13 protein-coding genes and 2 pseudogenes are annotated in these 12,201 nt (G+C 64.7%); 6 read left to right on the forward strand and 9 right to left on the reverse strand.

Annotation, left to right across the window (positions count from 1 at the left end; translation table 11 throughout):
• Positions 1 to 3: 3 nt before the first annotated feature.
• Positions 4 to 1,146, reverse strand: coding sequence for an FUSC family protein (locus tag QW863_RS18075; protein WP_315715012.1), 1,143 nt, complete (start codon positions 1,144 to 1,146; stop codon positions 4 to 6).
• 121 nt (positions 1,147 to 1,267) lie between these two features.
• Here QW863_RS18075 and QW863_RS18080 point away from each other — a divergent pair, with 121 nt between their 5' ends.
• The gene (locus QW863_RS18080) at positions 1,268 to 2,638 is read left to right on the forward strand and encodes an MmgE/PrpD family protein (RefSeq protein WP_315715011.1); all 1,371 of its coding nucleotides are present in this window, start codon (positions 1,268 to 1,270) and stop codon (positions 2,636 to 2,638) included.
• An 8-nt stretch (positions 2,639 to 2,646) separates the two neighbouring features.
• Here the strand turns inward: QW863_RS18080 and QW863_RS18085 are convergent, their stop codons facing one another.
• Positions 2,647 to 4,053, reverse strand: a complete 1,407-nt coding sequence (locus QW863_RS18085) for a serine hydrolase (protein WP_315715010.1) — start codon at positions 4,051 to 4,053, stop codon at positions 2,647 to 2,649.
• Positions 4,054 to 4,194: 141 nt separating this feature from the next.
• Complete coding sequence (locus QW863_RS18090; protein WP_315715009.1) at positions 4,195 to 5,247, reverse strand: helix-turn-helix domain-containing protein; 1,053 nt, start codon at positions 5,245 to 5,247, stop codon at positions 4,195 to 4,197.
• Between the two features lie 140 nt (positions 5,248 to 5,387).
• On the opposite strand from QW863_RS18090, the gene QW863_RS18095 reads away from it, so the two are divergent.
• Both QW863_RS18095 and QW863_RS18100 read left to right on the forward strand, forming a co-directional pair.
• Positions 5,388 to 6,305: a pirin family protein gene (locus tag QW863_RS18095; RefSeq protein ID WP_315715008.1), complete on the forward strand. Its 918-nt coding sequence runs from the start codon at positions 5,388 to 5,390 to the stop codon at positions 6,303 to 6,305.
• Between the two features lie 42 nt (positions 6,306 to 6,347).
• Entirely contained in the window at positions 6,348 to 7,262 is a 915-nt protein-coding gene (locus tag QW863_RS18100; RefSeq protein ID WP_315715007.1) for a phosphoribosylaminoimidazolesuccinocarboxamide synthase, read from the forward strand.
• Positions 7,263 to 8,090: 828 nt separating this feature from the next.
• On the opposite strand, the gene QW863_RS18105 is transcribed toward QW863_RS18100, so the two are convergent.
• On the reverse strand, positions 8,091 to 8,483 hold the full coding sequence (locus QW863_RS18105) for a nuclear transport factor 2 family protein (protein WP_315715006.1): 393 nt from the start codon (positions 8,481 to 8,483) through the stop codon (positions 8,091 to 8,093).
• A 134-nt stretch (positions 8,484 to 8,617) separates the two neighbouring features.
• On the opposite strand from QW863_RS18105, the gene QW863_RS18110 reads away from it, so the two are divergent.
• Positions 8,618 to 9,097 carry an Lrp/AsnC family transcriptional regulator gene (locus QW863_RS18110; RefSeq protein WP_315715005.1) on the forward strand — a complete coding sequence of 160 codons (480 nt, stop codon included), beginning with the start codon at positions 8,618 to 8,620 and terminating at the stop codon, positions 9,095 to 9,097.
• A 10-nt stretch (positions 9,098 to 9,107) separates the two neighbouring features.
• On the opposite strand, the pseudogene QW863_RS18115 reads toward QW863_RS18110, so the two are convergent.
• Positions 9,108 to 9,261 (reverse strand): annotated as a pseudogene (locus QW863_RS18115) (IS5/IS1182 family transposase); the annotation flags it as partial.
• Between the two features lie 155 nt (positions 9,262 to 9,416).
• A complete protein-coding gene (locus QW863_RS18120) occupies positions 9,417 to 10,343 on the reverse strand; it encodes a hypothetical protein (protein WP_315715004.1) in 927 nt (308 codons plus the stop codon).
• 59 nt (positions 10,344 to 10,402) lie between these two features.
• On the opposite strand from QW863_RS18120, the gene QW863_RS18125 reads away from it, so the two are divergent.
• Both QW863_RS18125 and QW863_RS18130 read left to right on the forward strand, forming a co-directional pair.
• Positions 10,403 to 10,597, forward strand: coding sequence for a hypothetical protein (locus QW863_RS18125; RefSeq protein ID WP_315715003.1), 195 nt, complete (start codon positions 10,403 to 10,405; stop codon positions 10,595 to 10,597).
• A complete protein-coding gene (locus QW863_RS18130) occupies positions 10,594 to 10,989 on the forward strand; it encodes a hypothetical protein (RefSeq protein WP_315715002.1) in 396 nt (131 codons plus the stop codon). The genes QW863_RS18125 and QW863_RS18130 overlap by 4 nt, the downstream gene beginning before the upstream one ends.
• Here the strand turns inward: QW863_RS18130 and QW863_RS18135 are convergent, their stop codons facing one another.
• The 3 genes and pseudogenes from QW863_RS18135 to QW863_RS18145 form a co-directional block, all read right to left on the reverse strand.
• A complete protein-coding gene (locus QW863_RS18135; RefSeq protein ID WP_315715001.1) occupies positions 10,990 to 11,298 on the reverse strand; it encodes a DUF1833 family protein in 309 nt (102 codons plus the stop codon).
• A pseudogene (locus QW863_RS18140) lies at positions 11,268 to 11,839 on the reverse strand (IS5 family transposase); the annotation flags it as partial. The gene QW863_RS18135 and the pseudogene QW863_RS18140, both read right to left, overlap by 31 nt.
• Before the next feature lie 144 nt (positions 11,840 to 11,983).
• Positions 11,984 to 12,201, reverse strand: a 218-nt coding sequence (locus QW863_RS18145; protein WP_409998022.1) for an alpha/beta fold hydrolase, incomplete at its 5' end; no start/stop codon positions are given.

Below are 12,201 nucleotides of genomic sequence, written 5' to 3' on the forward strand. Positions count from 1 at the left end.
AGATCAGGCCCCCGCTGTATCCGGCGTCTCGTCGCGCTCCGGTCGATGCGGCTTCCCGGTCGACGCTCCCGCCCATTCAGCAACGACGCGCTCGAGGTCGATCAGGTTCTGGCGCATCTGCTCCAGCGAGAAGCCGAGCGCGAAGAAGCGCTCGGCGGCGTCACCCGGCAGGCCCCGCGTGAGACCGTCGCTGCGGACGGCGGCGACCTCTTCCGCATAGGCCTTCACCGCGACGTGGATCGGCCAGATCGCCGGCGGACCGGAGCCGTTGCGGATGGCCGCGGCACAGCCGCGCAGATAGCTCGCGATGGCATCGCTGACGCGCGACACTGGTCCGGACAAGCGCGCCTGGAGCTCCGACGGCAGCGGCACCACGCTGGCACGGCCGATCATCACGACGTCGTGGCGCAGGCGCAGGATCGTCCGCAGCAGTGGGCCGGTATCGGCGCCGGAGGACAGCCGCGCCGAGCGCTCCCGCTCGGCCTCCGCTCCTGTCGCATTCAATTCGGTGAGCGCGGTACCGATGCCGTCCTGGATCCGATGCAACGCGTCGTTGTCGCGGCCGCGCGACAGGCCGGCCAGCAGCTCGGTGAAGGCGGCTGCGATCAGCTCGAGCAGACGGCCCGCCGCGCTACGCATCTGCACGTGCGCGCGCGACGGCAGCACGATGAACGAAACGGCGAGGCCGGTCAGCGCGCCGACCGCGACCTCGAACACACGGTCGATCGCCGATCCCAGCGGATCGAGATGGCCCATCGTGGGCACCAGCAGCACGATCACGGCCGTCACCGTCGCCGCGTTGAGACTTGGATTGATCGCGGCGATGAAGGCGAGCGGCGTCACCGCCAGGATCAGCATGCCGAGCAGTTGCAGTTCGCCCGAATGCGGGATGAAGACCGTGATGGCGCCGCCATAGATCGCACCGCCGATGGTACCGAACATGTAGTCGCGCGTTGCCTTCAGCGAGCGCCCGACGCTGCCTTGCGTCACGATCAGCGAGGTCAGCACCGCCCACAGCGGCAGCTTCAGGTGGAAGGCCGTGGCGATCGCGAAGGCAAGCGTCGCCGCCACCGTGCCGCGGACCGCCAGCGACATCGGCGCCTTGCGGGCGCGCAACCGGCCGAACAGCCGTTTCAAGGACACCATCAGTCGCTCACCTCGAAAAGCACCAGCGCGATCGCGGCATGGCAGCTCCCCACCGGGCCGAACCGGCTTGAAAGGCGGAATCGGCTTGCCTACGGTCATTGCAACGATGCGAGGAAACACGATGGCCCAGGAAACCGCAACGCTCGCCGCCTATGTCGCGGAGCTGAAATATGACGATATCCCGCCCGAGGTGCTCGACCGCGCCAAGGTGCTGACGCTCGACTTCCTCGGCAGCGCCATCCGGGCCCGGCGCGAGGCGGAATCGACGCCGTCGGTGGTGAAGATGCTGGCGGCGCTGAAGCTCGATACAGCGGGCGAGGCGACCGTATTCGGCGACGACAGAACCTGGACGCCGGCGGTGGCGGCGCTGCTCAACGGCATGATGGGCCATTCGCTCGACTTCGACGATACCCACGCCGATTCCTCGCTGCATCCGAGCGCGCCGGTGGTGCCGGCCGCCTTCGCCGTCGGCGAGATGGTCGGCGCCTCGGGCCGCGAGGTGCTGACCGCTGTTGTCGCCGGTTACGAGGTGTGCTGCCGGCTCGGCAACGCGCTCGATCCGACCTCGCATTATGCCCGCGGCTTCCACCCGACCGCGACCGCAGGCACCTATGGCGCGGCGGCCGCCGCCGGCAAGCTGTTCGGCCTGTCGGAGCAGCAATTGATCTACGCTTTCGGCGTGTCCGGCAGCCAGGCCGCGGGCTCGCTGCAGTTTCTCGTCAACGGCGCCTGGAACAAGCGCTATCAGGTCGGGGCGTCGGCGATGAACGGCGTGATCGCGGCGACGCTCGCCAAGAACGGCTTCGTCGGCGCGATCGAATCCGTCGAGGGCAAGCACGGCCTCCTCGTCGGCTACACCGACACGCCGCATCACGACAAGGCGGTCGCAGGGCTCGGCTCCACCTACGAGACAATGAAGATCGGCGTGAAGCCGTATCCGAGCTGCCGCTATACCCATGCGGCGATCGACGCCATCATCGCGCTCCGCCGCGAGCACAATCTGACTCCGGACCAGGTCAAGCGCGTCGAGATCGGCCTGCATCGCAACGGCATCACCCTGACGGGCGATGCCGCCACCAAGCGCCATCCGACCTCGATCGTCGGCGGCCAGTTCTCGATGTTCTTCACCGGCGCGCTCGCGCTCGACCAGGGCCGCTTCGGCTGGGACGACTACACGCGCCTTGGCGACGCCGCGATCAATGCGCTGGCCGACAAGTTCGACGTCGTGCAGGACGACAAATTGGAGATCGGCCGCAGCCATCCGTTCGGCGCGCGCGTCACCATCACCACCGCGGATGGCGTGCACGAGCGGCTGCACGGCGATCCCTCCGGCGAGCCGACCTCGTTTCCGGCAGCGCAGGCGATGAGCGACAAGTTTCTGACGCTGGCGCGGCCAGTGCTGAGCAGCCGGGCACAGAGCTTCGCCGACGCGATCCTGTCGCTGGAGCGATTCGAACGTGTCGAGCAGGCCACCGCTTTGGGAAGAGCATAACGCATGCGTCATTCTCCCTGCGTCGCCGCGATCACGTCGCTCACGAGCTGCGCGACGCCATCGGCCTCCGGCGGCCAGTTCACGGTGCGGCCGAAACGCGTGATGACGAGACGCTCCGACGGGACGACGATGACATATTGGCCGAGCGTGCCCTTGGCGAAGAACGCGTCGCGCGGCCAGCCATGGGAGGTGCGGTAGTTGGCGCCAAAGCTGTCGCCACTGTTGGTCCAGAAGCCGGCGCCGAGGCCGACGAACGCGCCGGGCGTCGGCGCGCTGGCATACGCGACCCAGCCGGCGGGCAGGATGCGGCGGCCAGCCACGACGCCGTCGTCGAGATACAGCTGGCCGAGCCGCGCCCAGTCGCGCGCCGAGGCCAGCATCTGGCTCGATCCCTCCGGTGTGCCGGCGGCATCGAATTCGAGGGTGACGCTGGTCATGCCGAGCGGATCGAACAGTTCGCGATGCGCAAAACGCAGCACATCCGCAGCGCTGCCGCCGACGGCGTCGCGGATGAGATGAGAGAGGATGACGGTGTTGCCGTCGTGATAATTGCTGACCGCGCCCGGCGTGGTTTCGAGCGGCATGGTTTCGGCGAAGGCGGCGCGGTCCGTTTCGACGAATTTCATGCGGTTGACCGGCTCGAGCGCCGAGAACAGCGAGGCCTGCAGCGAGCTGCCGAGCGCGAGGCCTGCGGTGTGGCGCAAGAGGTGATCGACGGTGATGGCGTGGCGCGGATCTTTGTCGTCCCGCCACGCCGCGATGGGCGCGGGCGCATGCAGCGCGAGCTTGCCCTGGCGGACCAGAATGCCGATCAAGGTCGCGGTCATCGACTTGGTCGCAGAGAAGCCGAGCAGCTGCGTGTCGAGCGTGAAGCCCTGGGCGTAGCGCTCGGCGATCACCTTGCCGTCCTTCATCACCAGGACGGCATGGGTATGCCGGAACGGCGGCGAGTCCGGCTCGGCAAAGGCGCGATCCAGCGCTGCCGCGAGGGCCGGAGTGACCGGCGCGACGACGCGTGGCGGAGCGATGTCGGGCAGCAAGGCGGGGGTTGGCGCAGCGGGCCGGATGGCCGGCCAATCCGCCGCTTCGCCATGGTCCATGTGGCAGCCGAGCCCGTCGCGATACACGGCCCGGCTCTGCCCGATCCCGAGCAGCGTCACGGTGACGTCCTTGGCGGCGCGATCGACGCGGACGTCCATCGCCCAGCTCAGCAGGCCGGCGCCGGGCATCGCGGCCCGGGTCTCGGAGAGCGTGCGGTCCGGGTCGAGACCGGAGACGAAGGTCTCCGAGCACAGGAGGCTGGCGATGAAGCCGGTTGCCACCTTCGGCATATCGCGGGCACGGGCCCCGCCGACCGCCAGGGCGGTCAGCGCGGTGGTGGCAACGAGAGCAAGCAGCAGGCGGCGTCTGGTCATGAGGAGCTCCGGCAGTTGGATCTGCCGGACCAGACCGCGGCCGCGGCCCGGACGCTCGCCGATTTCGGAAATCATCCCAGCCGAGAATCGCCGGGATCTCGCCAATTCTGGAATTCCTCTGCAGTTTCAAGGCTGAACAGATCACGCCGCCGACAGCCTCATGCGCCGGTATTCGGTCGGCGTCACCCCGGTCACCGCCTTGAAGGCGCGGTTGAAGGGCCCAAGCGACTGGAACCCAGCGTCCATCGCGATGGTGATCACGGGCACCTCGGCCTGGGCAGGATCGGCGAGCGCGGCCTTGGCCTCCTCGATGCGGTGGGCGTTGAGGAAGGTGTTGAAGTTGCGGTAGCCGAGCTCGCCATTGATCAGCCGCCGCAGCCGGTATTCAGGAATGGAGAGCTTCGTCGCCAGCATGCCGATCGTGACGTTCTCCTGACGATAGATCCGCTCGTCCGCCATCAGCCGCATCAGCGCGTCCACCAACCTGCGGTCGGCGGCTTTCGGAGCCACCGCTTCGAGCGCCGCAGCCGGTGGCGCCTCCGGCGCGAGCACATCGCCGGCACCGACCTTGAGCAGCATCAGCGCAACGGCGCCGACCACGACCAAGAACATCGCCACATTGACCACATTGGCAAGCTCGGACGGGCCGCTGCCGGCGGACGCCATCTGCAGCAGCGCATTGACGCCACCGTAGGACAGCGCCGCGATCACGACGAAGGCGCGGATGCGCCGCCGTCCCTCGACGAGATCCGCCGCCCAGGAACGGATGGTCTGCGCCAAGGTCAGGCCGAGGAAGCCGAGAGCCAGCACATTATTGGCGACCATCACGAGCCGTCCATGTCCGGCAGGCCCCAGCACGAGACAGCTCAGCAGGCTGAAGCCGAACACCGCGAGCCAGATCAGGCCGTGCAGCCAACGCAACGCAAAGCCGTCGTCGAACAGCGCGCGGCAGAACAGCCAGAGCACGACGATGTCGGCGGTCGCCAGCGCAATCAGCGGCACGGAAGCGAGCGATGGCGCAGCCGTGCCGCCGATGTTGAAGGTCGCGGCATGCGCGGCCGAGCCCAGCGCCAGCGCGATTGCCAGCCGGCCGCGCCATTGCCTGCCGAGATCGCGTCCCAGCGCGACGGCGAGCACGGCCAGCAGCGCGATGGCGGCGGCGCGAAGCGCGAGGTCGAGGCTTTCGAGCGTCATCGTCATGGGTCCGTTGTCGGCACCGGAACTCTAGGCCGGAGCTTCGCTTCGTTCAAATCGCGCGGATGCCGCGACCTCGTGCCCTGCCCTCGCCCTCGTGAAGCTGCTAAGCTCGCGCGACCACATTGCAGGAGCGCCCCATGAGCTGGCAGCCATCGATCGATCCCGAGTTCGGCGATCCCACATCCTGCGACGCGCTGGAGCACGTCATCGTGCCGCGCACCCGCGATCTCGGCGACGGCTTTGCCGTGCGCCGAGCGCTGCCGCACGGCCGCCGGCAGATGGTCGGGCCGTTCATCTTCTTCGATCATTTCGGCCCGGTGCAATTCATGTCCGGCAAGGGCATGGACGTGCGGCCGCATCCGCATATCGGGCTTGCCACCGTCACCTATCTGTTCGACGGCGCCATCATGCATCGCGACAGCGAGGGCAACGTGCGGGAGATCCAGCCCGGCGCGATGAACCTGATGACGGCGGGCCGCGGCATCGCGCATTCCGAGCGCACACCCGACCTGCAGCGGCAGAACGGGCAGAAGATGCTGGGCCTGCAGAGCTGGATCGCGCTGCCGGTCGAATCGGAAGAGATCGCGCCGAGCTTCCAGCACTACGCGGCGGACGCGCTGCCGACGGTCAGCGACACCGGCTTCTCCGCGCGCGTCATTGCCGGCAAGGCGTTCGGCGCGGCCTCGCCGGTGACGATGGTCTCGCCCTGGTTCTATGTCGAGGTCACGGCGCAGGCCGGCACGGTGGTGCCGCTCGATCCCGATCACGAGGAGCGCGCCATCTATATCGTCGATGGCGAGGTCGAGATCGCGCGCGAGCGCCACGAGGGCCCGCGGCTCCTGATCTTCCGCCCGGGCGACGCCATCAGCGTGCGCACGGTGAAGCCGACCCGGATGATGTTCCTTGGCGGCGACGCCCTGGAAGGGCCGCGGCACGTGTGGTGGAATTTCGTCTCCTCCAGCAAGGAGCGCATCGAGCAGGCCAAGCAGGACTGGAAAACCGGCCGCTTCGCCGCCGTTCCGCAGGAGCACGAGTTCATTCCGCTGCCGGAATAGGCTATTGCGGTCGCAACGCTCCCGTTTCGAAGGCTCTGCACGATGACCACGCTTCTCGCCAGCAATCTGCCGCTCCCGAAGATCGGCCGCGGCAAGGTCCGCGACATCTATGCCGTCGGCGACGACCGCGTGCTGCTGCTGACCACCGACCGCATCTCGGCCTTCGACGTCGTGATGAACGAAACCATCCCGATGAAGGGCGCGGTGCTGACGCAGATCTCGGCCTACTGGTTCAACGCGCTCGAAGGCGTGGTGCATCACCACATGATCTCGGCCGACACCGACACGATCATCGCGGAGGTGCCAGCGCTGGCGCCGCATCGCGACGAGATTCTTGGGCGCGCGATGCTGTGCAAGCGCACCACCGTGTTCCCGATCGAATGCGTGATCCGCGGCTATCTCTCCGGCTCGGCCTGGAAGGAATATGCGGCCCATGGAACGCTGGCCGGCGAGCAGCTTCCCGCCGGCCTCGTCGAGAGCCAGAAGCTCGACCCCGCGATCTTCAGCCCCGCGACCAAGGCCGAGACCGGCCATGACGAGAACATCACCATTGCGCGGATGCGCGAGGTGGTCGGCGACGACACCGCGTATACGCTGGAGAGCATGACGCGGGCGGTCTACACGCTGGGTGAAAAGCTGGCGCGCGAGCAGGGCATCATCATCGCCGACACCAAGTTCGAGTTCGGCCGCGACAAGGACGGTCACATCATCCTGATCGACGAGGTGATGACGCCCGACTCGTCGCGCTTCTGGGCCGTCGATGCCTATCAGCCGGGCCAGCCGCAGCCGAGCTTCGACAAGCAGCCGCTGCGCGACTATCTCGATGCCGAGCGCCGTGCCGGCCGCTGGAACGGCGACGCCCCGCCGCCGCCCTTGCCGCAGAGCGTGGTGGATGCGACCAGCCAGCGCTATCTGGAGGCGTTCCGGCGGGTGACGGGCAGCGAGCTGAAGATCTGAGCACTGCACGTCTCTCGCCGCGATGACGGAGCCGAAGGCAGTATTTTCTTCGGAGTGGGAGCCGAACTGGTACCGTATCGGCGGTGCGCTCCCTCGCCCCGCTTGCGGGGAGAGGGCTGGGGTGAGGGGGGCTCTCCATGCACACCAGACTCGCGGAGAGCCCCCCTCACCCGGATTGCATCTTCGATGCAATCCGACCTCTCCCCGCAAGCGGGGCGAGGTGAGAACTGATCGTTCTGCGAGGCGCGTGCTCACATCAGCCAAGGCATCGTTGATCATCGGAGAGTTGCTAACGAGACGCGCTGCGTCGATCTCGCGGCCATGCTTGCCCGAGCTATGCTGATCGATCTCGCCCTCTGAAAATGCGAGGGCGCAGGGAAGGCCGGGAGCTGGCCGCCCCCATGGCCCGCGTGCGAAAGAAAATGCACGCGGCGGTCACCACAGGTTCAGCCGAGACATCCCGGCCCTCCCTGCGCGATGGGTTTAACGGCTGCTCCGTACTCTCCCCGGGGACCGGCTTGTTTGCCCCCGTCGCCCGCCACGACGCACGAACGTCATCGCGAGATTGGCGCCAGCATCGGGGCGCCAGGACCACACGGCTTGACCGTCCGCGCGCTGCCGTTCGTCAGCGCAAGAGCGCCTGACAGGCACGCGGCCACCGCTCCCCGCCTCTACGTATCGTGACGACGCGTACGCCCCTCTGCATGAGGACGGGGTGCGCGGATAAGAGCACAACTTCGGAAAAATAGCAATCAAAATCTCATGCGACAGATTAGCCCGACGGGCTGTCTGCAGGCAGCGGATATGCGGCGCGGCACCAGACCGAGATCACTCTCCGTCCGTAAAGCGCTGCTCGACATGAAACGACTTGGCCGTCACCAGCCACTCGCCATCGATCAGGTGAAGGCAGAGATAGTCGAGATAGAGGATCGGATCGATCCTGACGCGCACCTTCACGACCGCCTGCGAGAGCGACGCGAAGTCGATCAGCAGAATCTCCTGTTGGCGGGGCGCTCCCTTCGACTGCGGAGAGGGAGTGGTCGCCAGCAGCTGACGATAGTCGGTCGCGGTCAGAACGCGCAGAGCCTGGTCACGCAGGCCATGCAGCTGCGCGGTCGGCGCGAACACGCGGTCAAACCGGTCGACGTCGGAATCGAACATCAGGTCGAAGTATCGCTCGACGGCGGCGAACAATCCTTGATGGGTAGCAGTATCGGTCATGTCGAGGGATCTCCGGGCGGGTTGATCTCACCTCATCTTCGCTCCGGACCGGCGGGCATGTCCTTGCGAACTGTGCTACCATAACGGCCTGCCGCGCAATAAACCGTCCTCCCGGCGCCCGGATTGTCAGAAATATGCCAAAAGCCAAGCTCGATGCGATCGACCAGCGCATCATCGGGGAATTGCAGGCCGATGCGCGGCTCAGCAATGTCGAGCTTGCCGATCGGGTCGGTCTGTCACCCTCGCCCTGCCTTCGGCGCGTCAAGCGGCTGGAGCAGGAGGGCATCATCCAAGGCTATCGCGCCGTCTTGAATCGCGATGGCGTCGGTCTCGGCTTTTCGGCGTTCCTGGCGATCAAGATCGAAGGACACGCCAACGAGCACGCCCTGGCGTTCGAGGAGACCGTCTGCGCCATGCCGGAAGTCCTCGCCTGCCATCTGGTTTCCGGCGAGTCGGACTACCTGCTCGAGGTCGTGACCGCCGACCTGGAGCACTATCGAAAGTTCCTGGTCGAGCGGCTGCTGAACCTCCCCATCGTCCGGGAGGTCAAAAGCAACATCGCCATCGAGACACGGAAGGCTGCGGCACCATTGCCGCTGGAGCACTCACGCTGATCCGACGCAACTAGGACGCGGACTCATAAAGACGCAGCCATAGCCGGATTGACGCGAGTTGAACGAAGGCAAGGTAGTTCGCGGCCAGACTGTCGTAGCGCGTCGCCCCCCCGGCGACATTGCTTGATCCTATTGAAGAACCGCTCAACCCGGTTACGAGCGCGGCACGGCAGGCCAACGGACTATTTCCGGCTGATCCCCGAAAAAGGACTTCCCGCGCGCCGGCCAATAACCAATGTGATTGGTCGCAGCGCTCAAGCGACCATCAATGTGTTTCCCAACCGCGTCATATCATCCAATCCGACACCTCCTGCGCAAACTAGCGGGGCTGAGTTCGCTTTCCCCATACCAGCTTCCAGCCTTCTGCAGACCGAGTCGCTTGGGCTTCTTGCTCGAAGGATCCGTCGTGATCACTAACGATGACTTTGAAGTTGATTAGTTCATCTCCGACCCATGTGAAGATGTTCCAATTTTCATACCGCTTAGCTGTGTATTTAAGCTGTTGTGTCGGCGGATCGGAATCGGTTGACCAAATCGAGGCGTCGTAGGGACGACTGCATTCGTCGCTCCGATCAATGGATACCAGATACCGGCCGTTCGGTGACTGTACCGGCCTCGTGGCATTGGACATTTGGACGATACTGCCGGTCTTGCGGCTAATGAACTCATAGTGCCCCGCAGTCGCCAGAATTCCCTCAATCAGGAGCGAGTTCTGCGAAGGATATAGTGCGTCTAGCCGGAAGACGACGCACCTCTCGCCGTTTGGATCTCGCCGACATGCCTCTCGATCACTCCTGTAGGTCTTAATTTGCCTATTCTCTAGCAGCAGCAGCAGGTCGCCCTTTCGCGAGGCAATCCCCTGAAAGCGTTTCAAGCAAGAGGGATCTTCCGCTAGGGCGCTTTGATCGGCCTCGCAAACTGCAGATGCGCGCGTCGCCCGGCATTGAACATAGGCGTCCGTGCCCGGCTGCGCGCCGTAGCTCCGGCAGTCCTGGTCATCCTTGGCGGCGATTTCGGCGCACGCTTGCGACGCGCAGTCGGGCGCGGCCGCGCGAGCGGCATGGCCGGCGAACTCCTCGATCACCCAGCACCGCGAAAAGCCGGTGGGCACGCCGACATGCGGCGGCTCGCGGCCGAACAGCTCGCGCTGCACCGCCGCCGCAAACTGCCAGCAATTGTGCTGGGCCCAGGCCCAGGGCTCGCCGATCAGGAGGCTGAGAAAGGCCGCTCGGTCGCCGCGTCCCATGTCAGTTGAATTCTCTCGGCCACGCTGTCATATTGCGTCATGCAATTGGAGGTTGCGACATGGTCGATAACCATAAGCCCGACACGCCGACGGCATTCGTGGAGAAGCCAAAGGTGGAATTCGTGCACCGCAAGAGGCGATGGTGGGAAGACCTCTTCAGAGGTCCGACAGCCGGGCGCGGTTCTTTAGAGGCAAAACAAAGGGAGCGGTTTGGTCGCCTGAAGATCTTCAGCCGTGACTCGAAAACACGATGAACCTTCAGGACTGCCGAGACGCGTTCGCGACGTACTCCGGCAAGGTAAGCGACATCTGTCGTCATCTGGGTCTGACAGGCGTTGTTATCATTTGGACGTTCAAGAAGGACGTCACAGGACGATCCGCTATTCCGCGCGAGCTATTGATTCCGCTCCTTCTGATTGCGTGCGGTCTACTGGCTGATCTCCTCCAGTATTTCCTCGGAGCAATCATCTGGTTCTTGTACTATCGGAAGCAGGAGATCGTTGGCATCAAGGAGAACGAGGATTTCCGTCACACACCGCTGCTCGATCTTCCCATGCACATTCTGTTCCTGCTGAAGGCCGTCCTGCTCGCTGTCGCTTATGGATACATCGCGAGCTATTTCTATCGAGCCATCTCATTTTCATGATCAGGACAACAGGCTCGGAAACTGCTGATAGTCGTAGTTCTTGGTGATGCGCTGAAAGCGCTTGTTCTGCAGGTTCTTCGCGATGACCGTTCCGGTCACGGTGGTCCCCGTCATCTGGATGTTGCGCAGCTCGAACTGCACGGGACCATAGGCCGGGCCGGTCAGGTCGCTGCCGAGATATTCGCGGTAGAGCACATCGATATAGGCGCGCACCCCAAGCGCAGCGCGGATCTGCGGCACCACATCGCGCGCGATATTGTCGATCGAGATCCTGCAGGACGGCGGCTGGCCCTCGCGCTGTTTGCCCACGCGCCCTTCATGGCAAGCTCCCTGATCCAGTCGGCGCCATAGCCACGGTCCGCAAGCAGCATTGATCCGGATTTCATACGAGACAGCAGTTTCCCGGCAAGTCGAACGTCGTGAGCTTCGCCGGGGCTCAACGCAAGCCGTACCGGCAGATCATTGCTATCGACAACCGCGTGAATTTTGCTCGTCAGGCGGCCGCGTGACCGTCCCATCGATTGACGCTGGTTCTTTGTGATGCAAGCTCCATGCTGATGGACGCGGACGATGGAGGTGTCGATCATCTGGACAGCGGCATCATGGGCGCCTGCCAGTGCGTTCAGAATCTTGGCCCAAACACCGACTTGTCGCCAACGAACAAAGCGATTGTAGCAGGTCGTGTACGGGCCGTAGGCGTCTGGCACGTCGCGCCATGGCGCTCCAGATCGCAAGACCCAGAAGATGCCATTAAGGACCCGACGGTCGTTCACCCGAGGAGCGCCATGCGGCTTGTTGGGCAGCATGGCTTGATGGCAACCCATTCATAGTCGGCGAGTTCGTAGCGCATGATTCGCTCTCCAGTTTGGGAGTTCGAATCACATGCACCCCGCCAAACACAATGCCCACAGCCTAGCACGACAACGGATCGCTATTAGGACTAAACACAAGCCAGCAGATAAATTGCAGTCGAGAAGACCAACAATGAAAGCGCTCAGCGCAGATACGTGGTGAAGAAATCGACCGCAAGTCTGATCGTCTCGGCATGAACTGCCTCACGGTCGGCGTCATCGGGATCGCGGCACGTGCTCCGAAAGAATGCGCTTCCGACCAGAGTGCACGTGTCCAGAAATATGAAGTGGCCGGCCTTCGGAAATATCTTCAGAGTCGAATGCGGGATCAACCTAGCGAATGTCTCGGCAGCGGCGGGTG

This window comes from Bradyrhizobium sp. SZCCHNR1017 (assembly GCF_032381375.1).
Taxonomy (GTDB): domain Bacteria; phylum Pseudomonadota; class Alphaproteobacteria; order Rhizobiales; family Xanthobacteraceae; genus Bradyrhizobium.

Excerpts from the sequence above, each read along its gene's own strand:
- QW863_RS18085 (WP_315715010.1), bottom strand. The coding sequence starts at position 4,053 with ATGACCAGACGCCGCCTGCTGCTTGCTCTCGTTGCCACCACCGCGCTG.
- QW863_RS18080 (WP_315715011.1), top strand. The coding sequence starts at position 1,268 with ATGGCCCAGGAAACCGCAACGCTCGCCGCCTATGTCGCGGAGCTGAAA.
- QW863_RS18095 (WP_315715008.1), top strand. The coding sequence starts at position 5,388 with ATGAGCTGGCAGCCATCGATCGATCCCGAGTTCGGCGATCCCACATCC.
- QW863_RS18075 (WP_315715012.1), bottom strand. The coding sequence starts at position 1,146 with ATGGTGTCCTTGAAACGGCTGTTCGGCCGGTTGCGCGCCCGCAAGGCG.
- QW863_RS18090 (WP_315715009.1), bottom strand. The coding sequence starts at position 5,247 with ATGACGCTCGAAAGCCTCGACCTCGCGCTTCGCGCCGCCGCCATCGCG.
- QW863_RS18105 (WP_315715006.1), bottom strand. The coding sequence starts at position 8,483 with ATGACCGATACTGCTACCCATCAAGGATTGTTCGCCGCCGTCGAGCGA.
- QW863_RS18110 (WP_315715005.1), top strand. The coding sequence starts at position 8,618 with ATGCCAAAAGCCAAGCTCGATGCGATCGACCAGCGCATCATCGGGGAA.
- QW863_RS18125 (WP_315715003.1), top strand. The coding sequence starts at position 10,403 with ATGGTCGATAACCATAAGCCCGACACGCCGACGGCATTCGTGGAGAAG.
- QW863_RS18130 (WP_315715002.1), top strand. The coding sequence starts at position 10,594 with ATGAACCTTCAGGACTGCCGAGACGCGTTCGCGACGTACTCCGGCAAG.
- QW863_RS18120 (WP_315715004.1), bottom strand. The coding sequence starts at position 10,343 with ATGGGACGCGGCGACCGAGCGGCCTTTCTCAGCCTCCTGATCGGCGAG.
- QW863_RS18100 (WP_315715007.1), top strand. The coding sequence starts at position 6,348 with ATGACCACGCTTCTCGCCAGCAATCTGCCGCTCCCGAAGATCGGCCGC.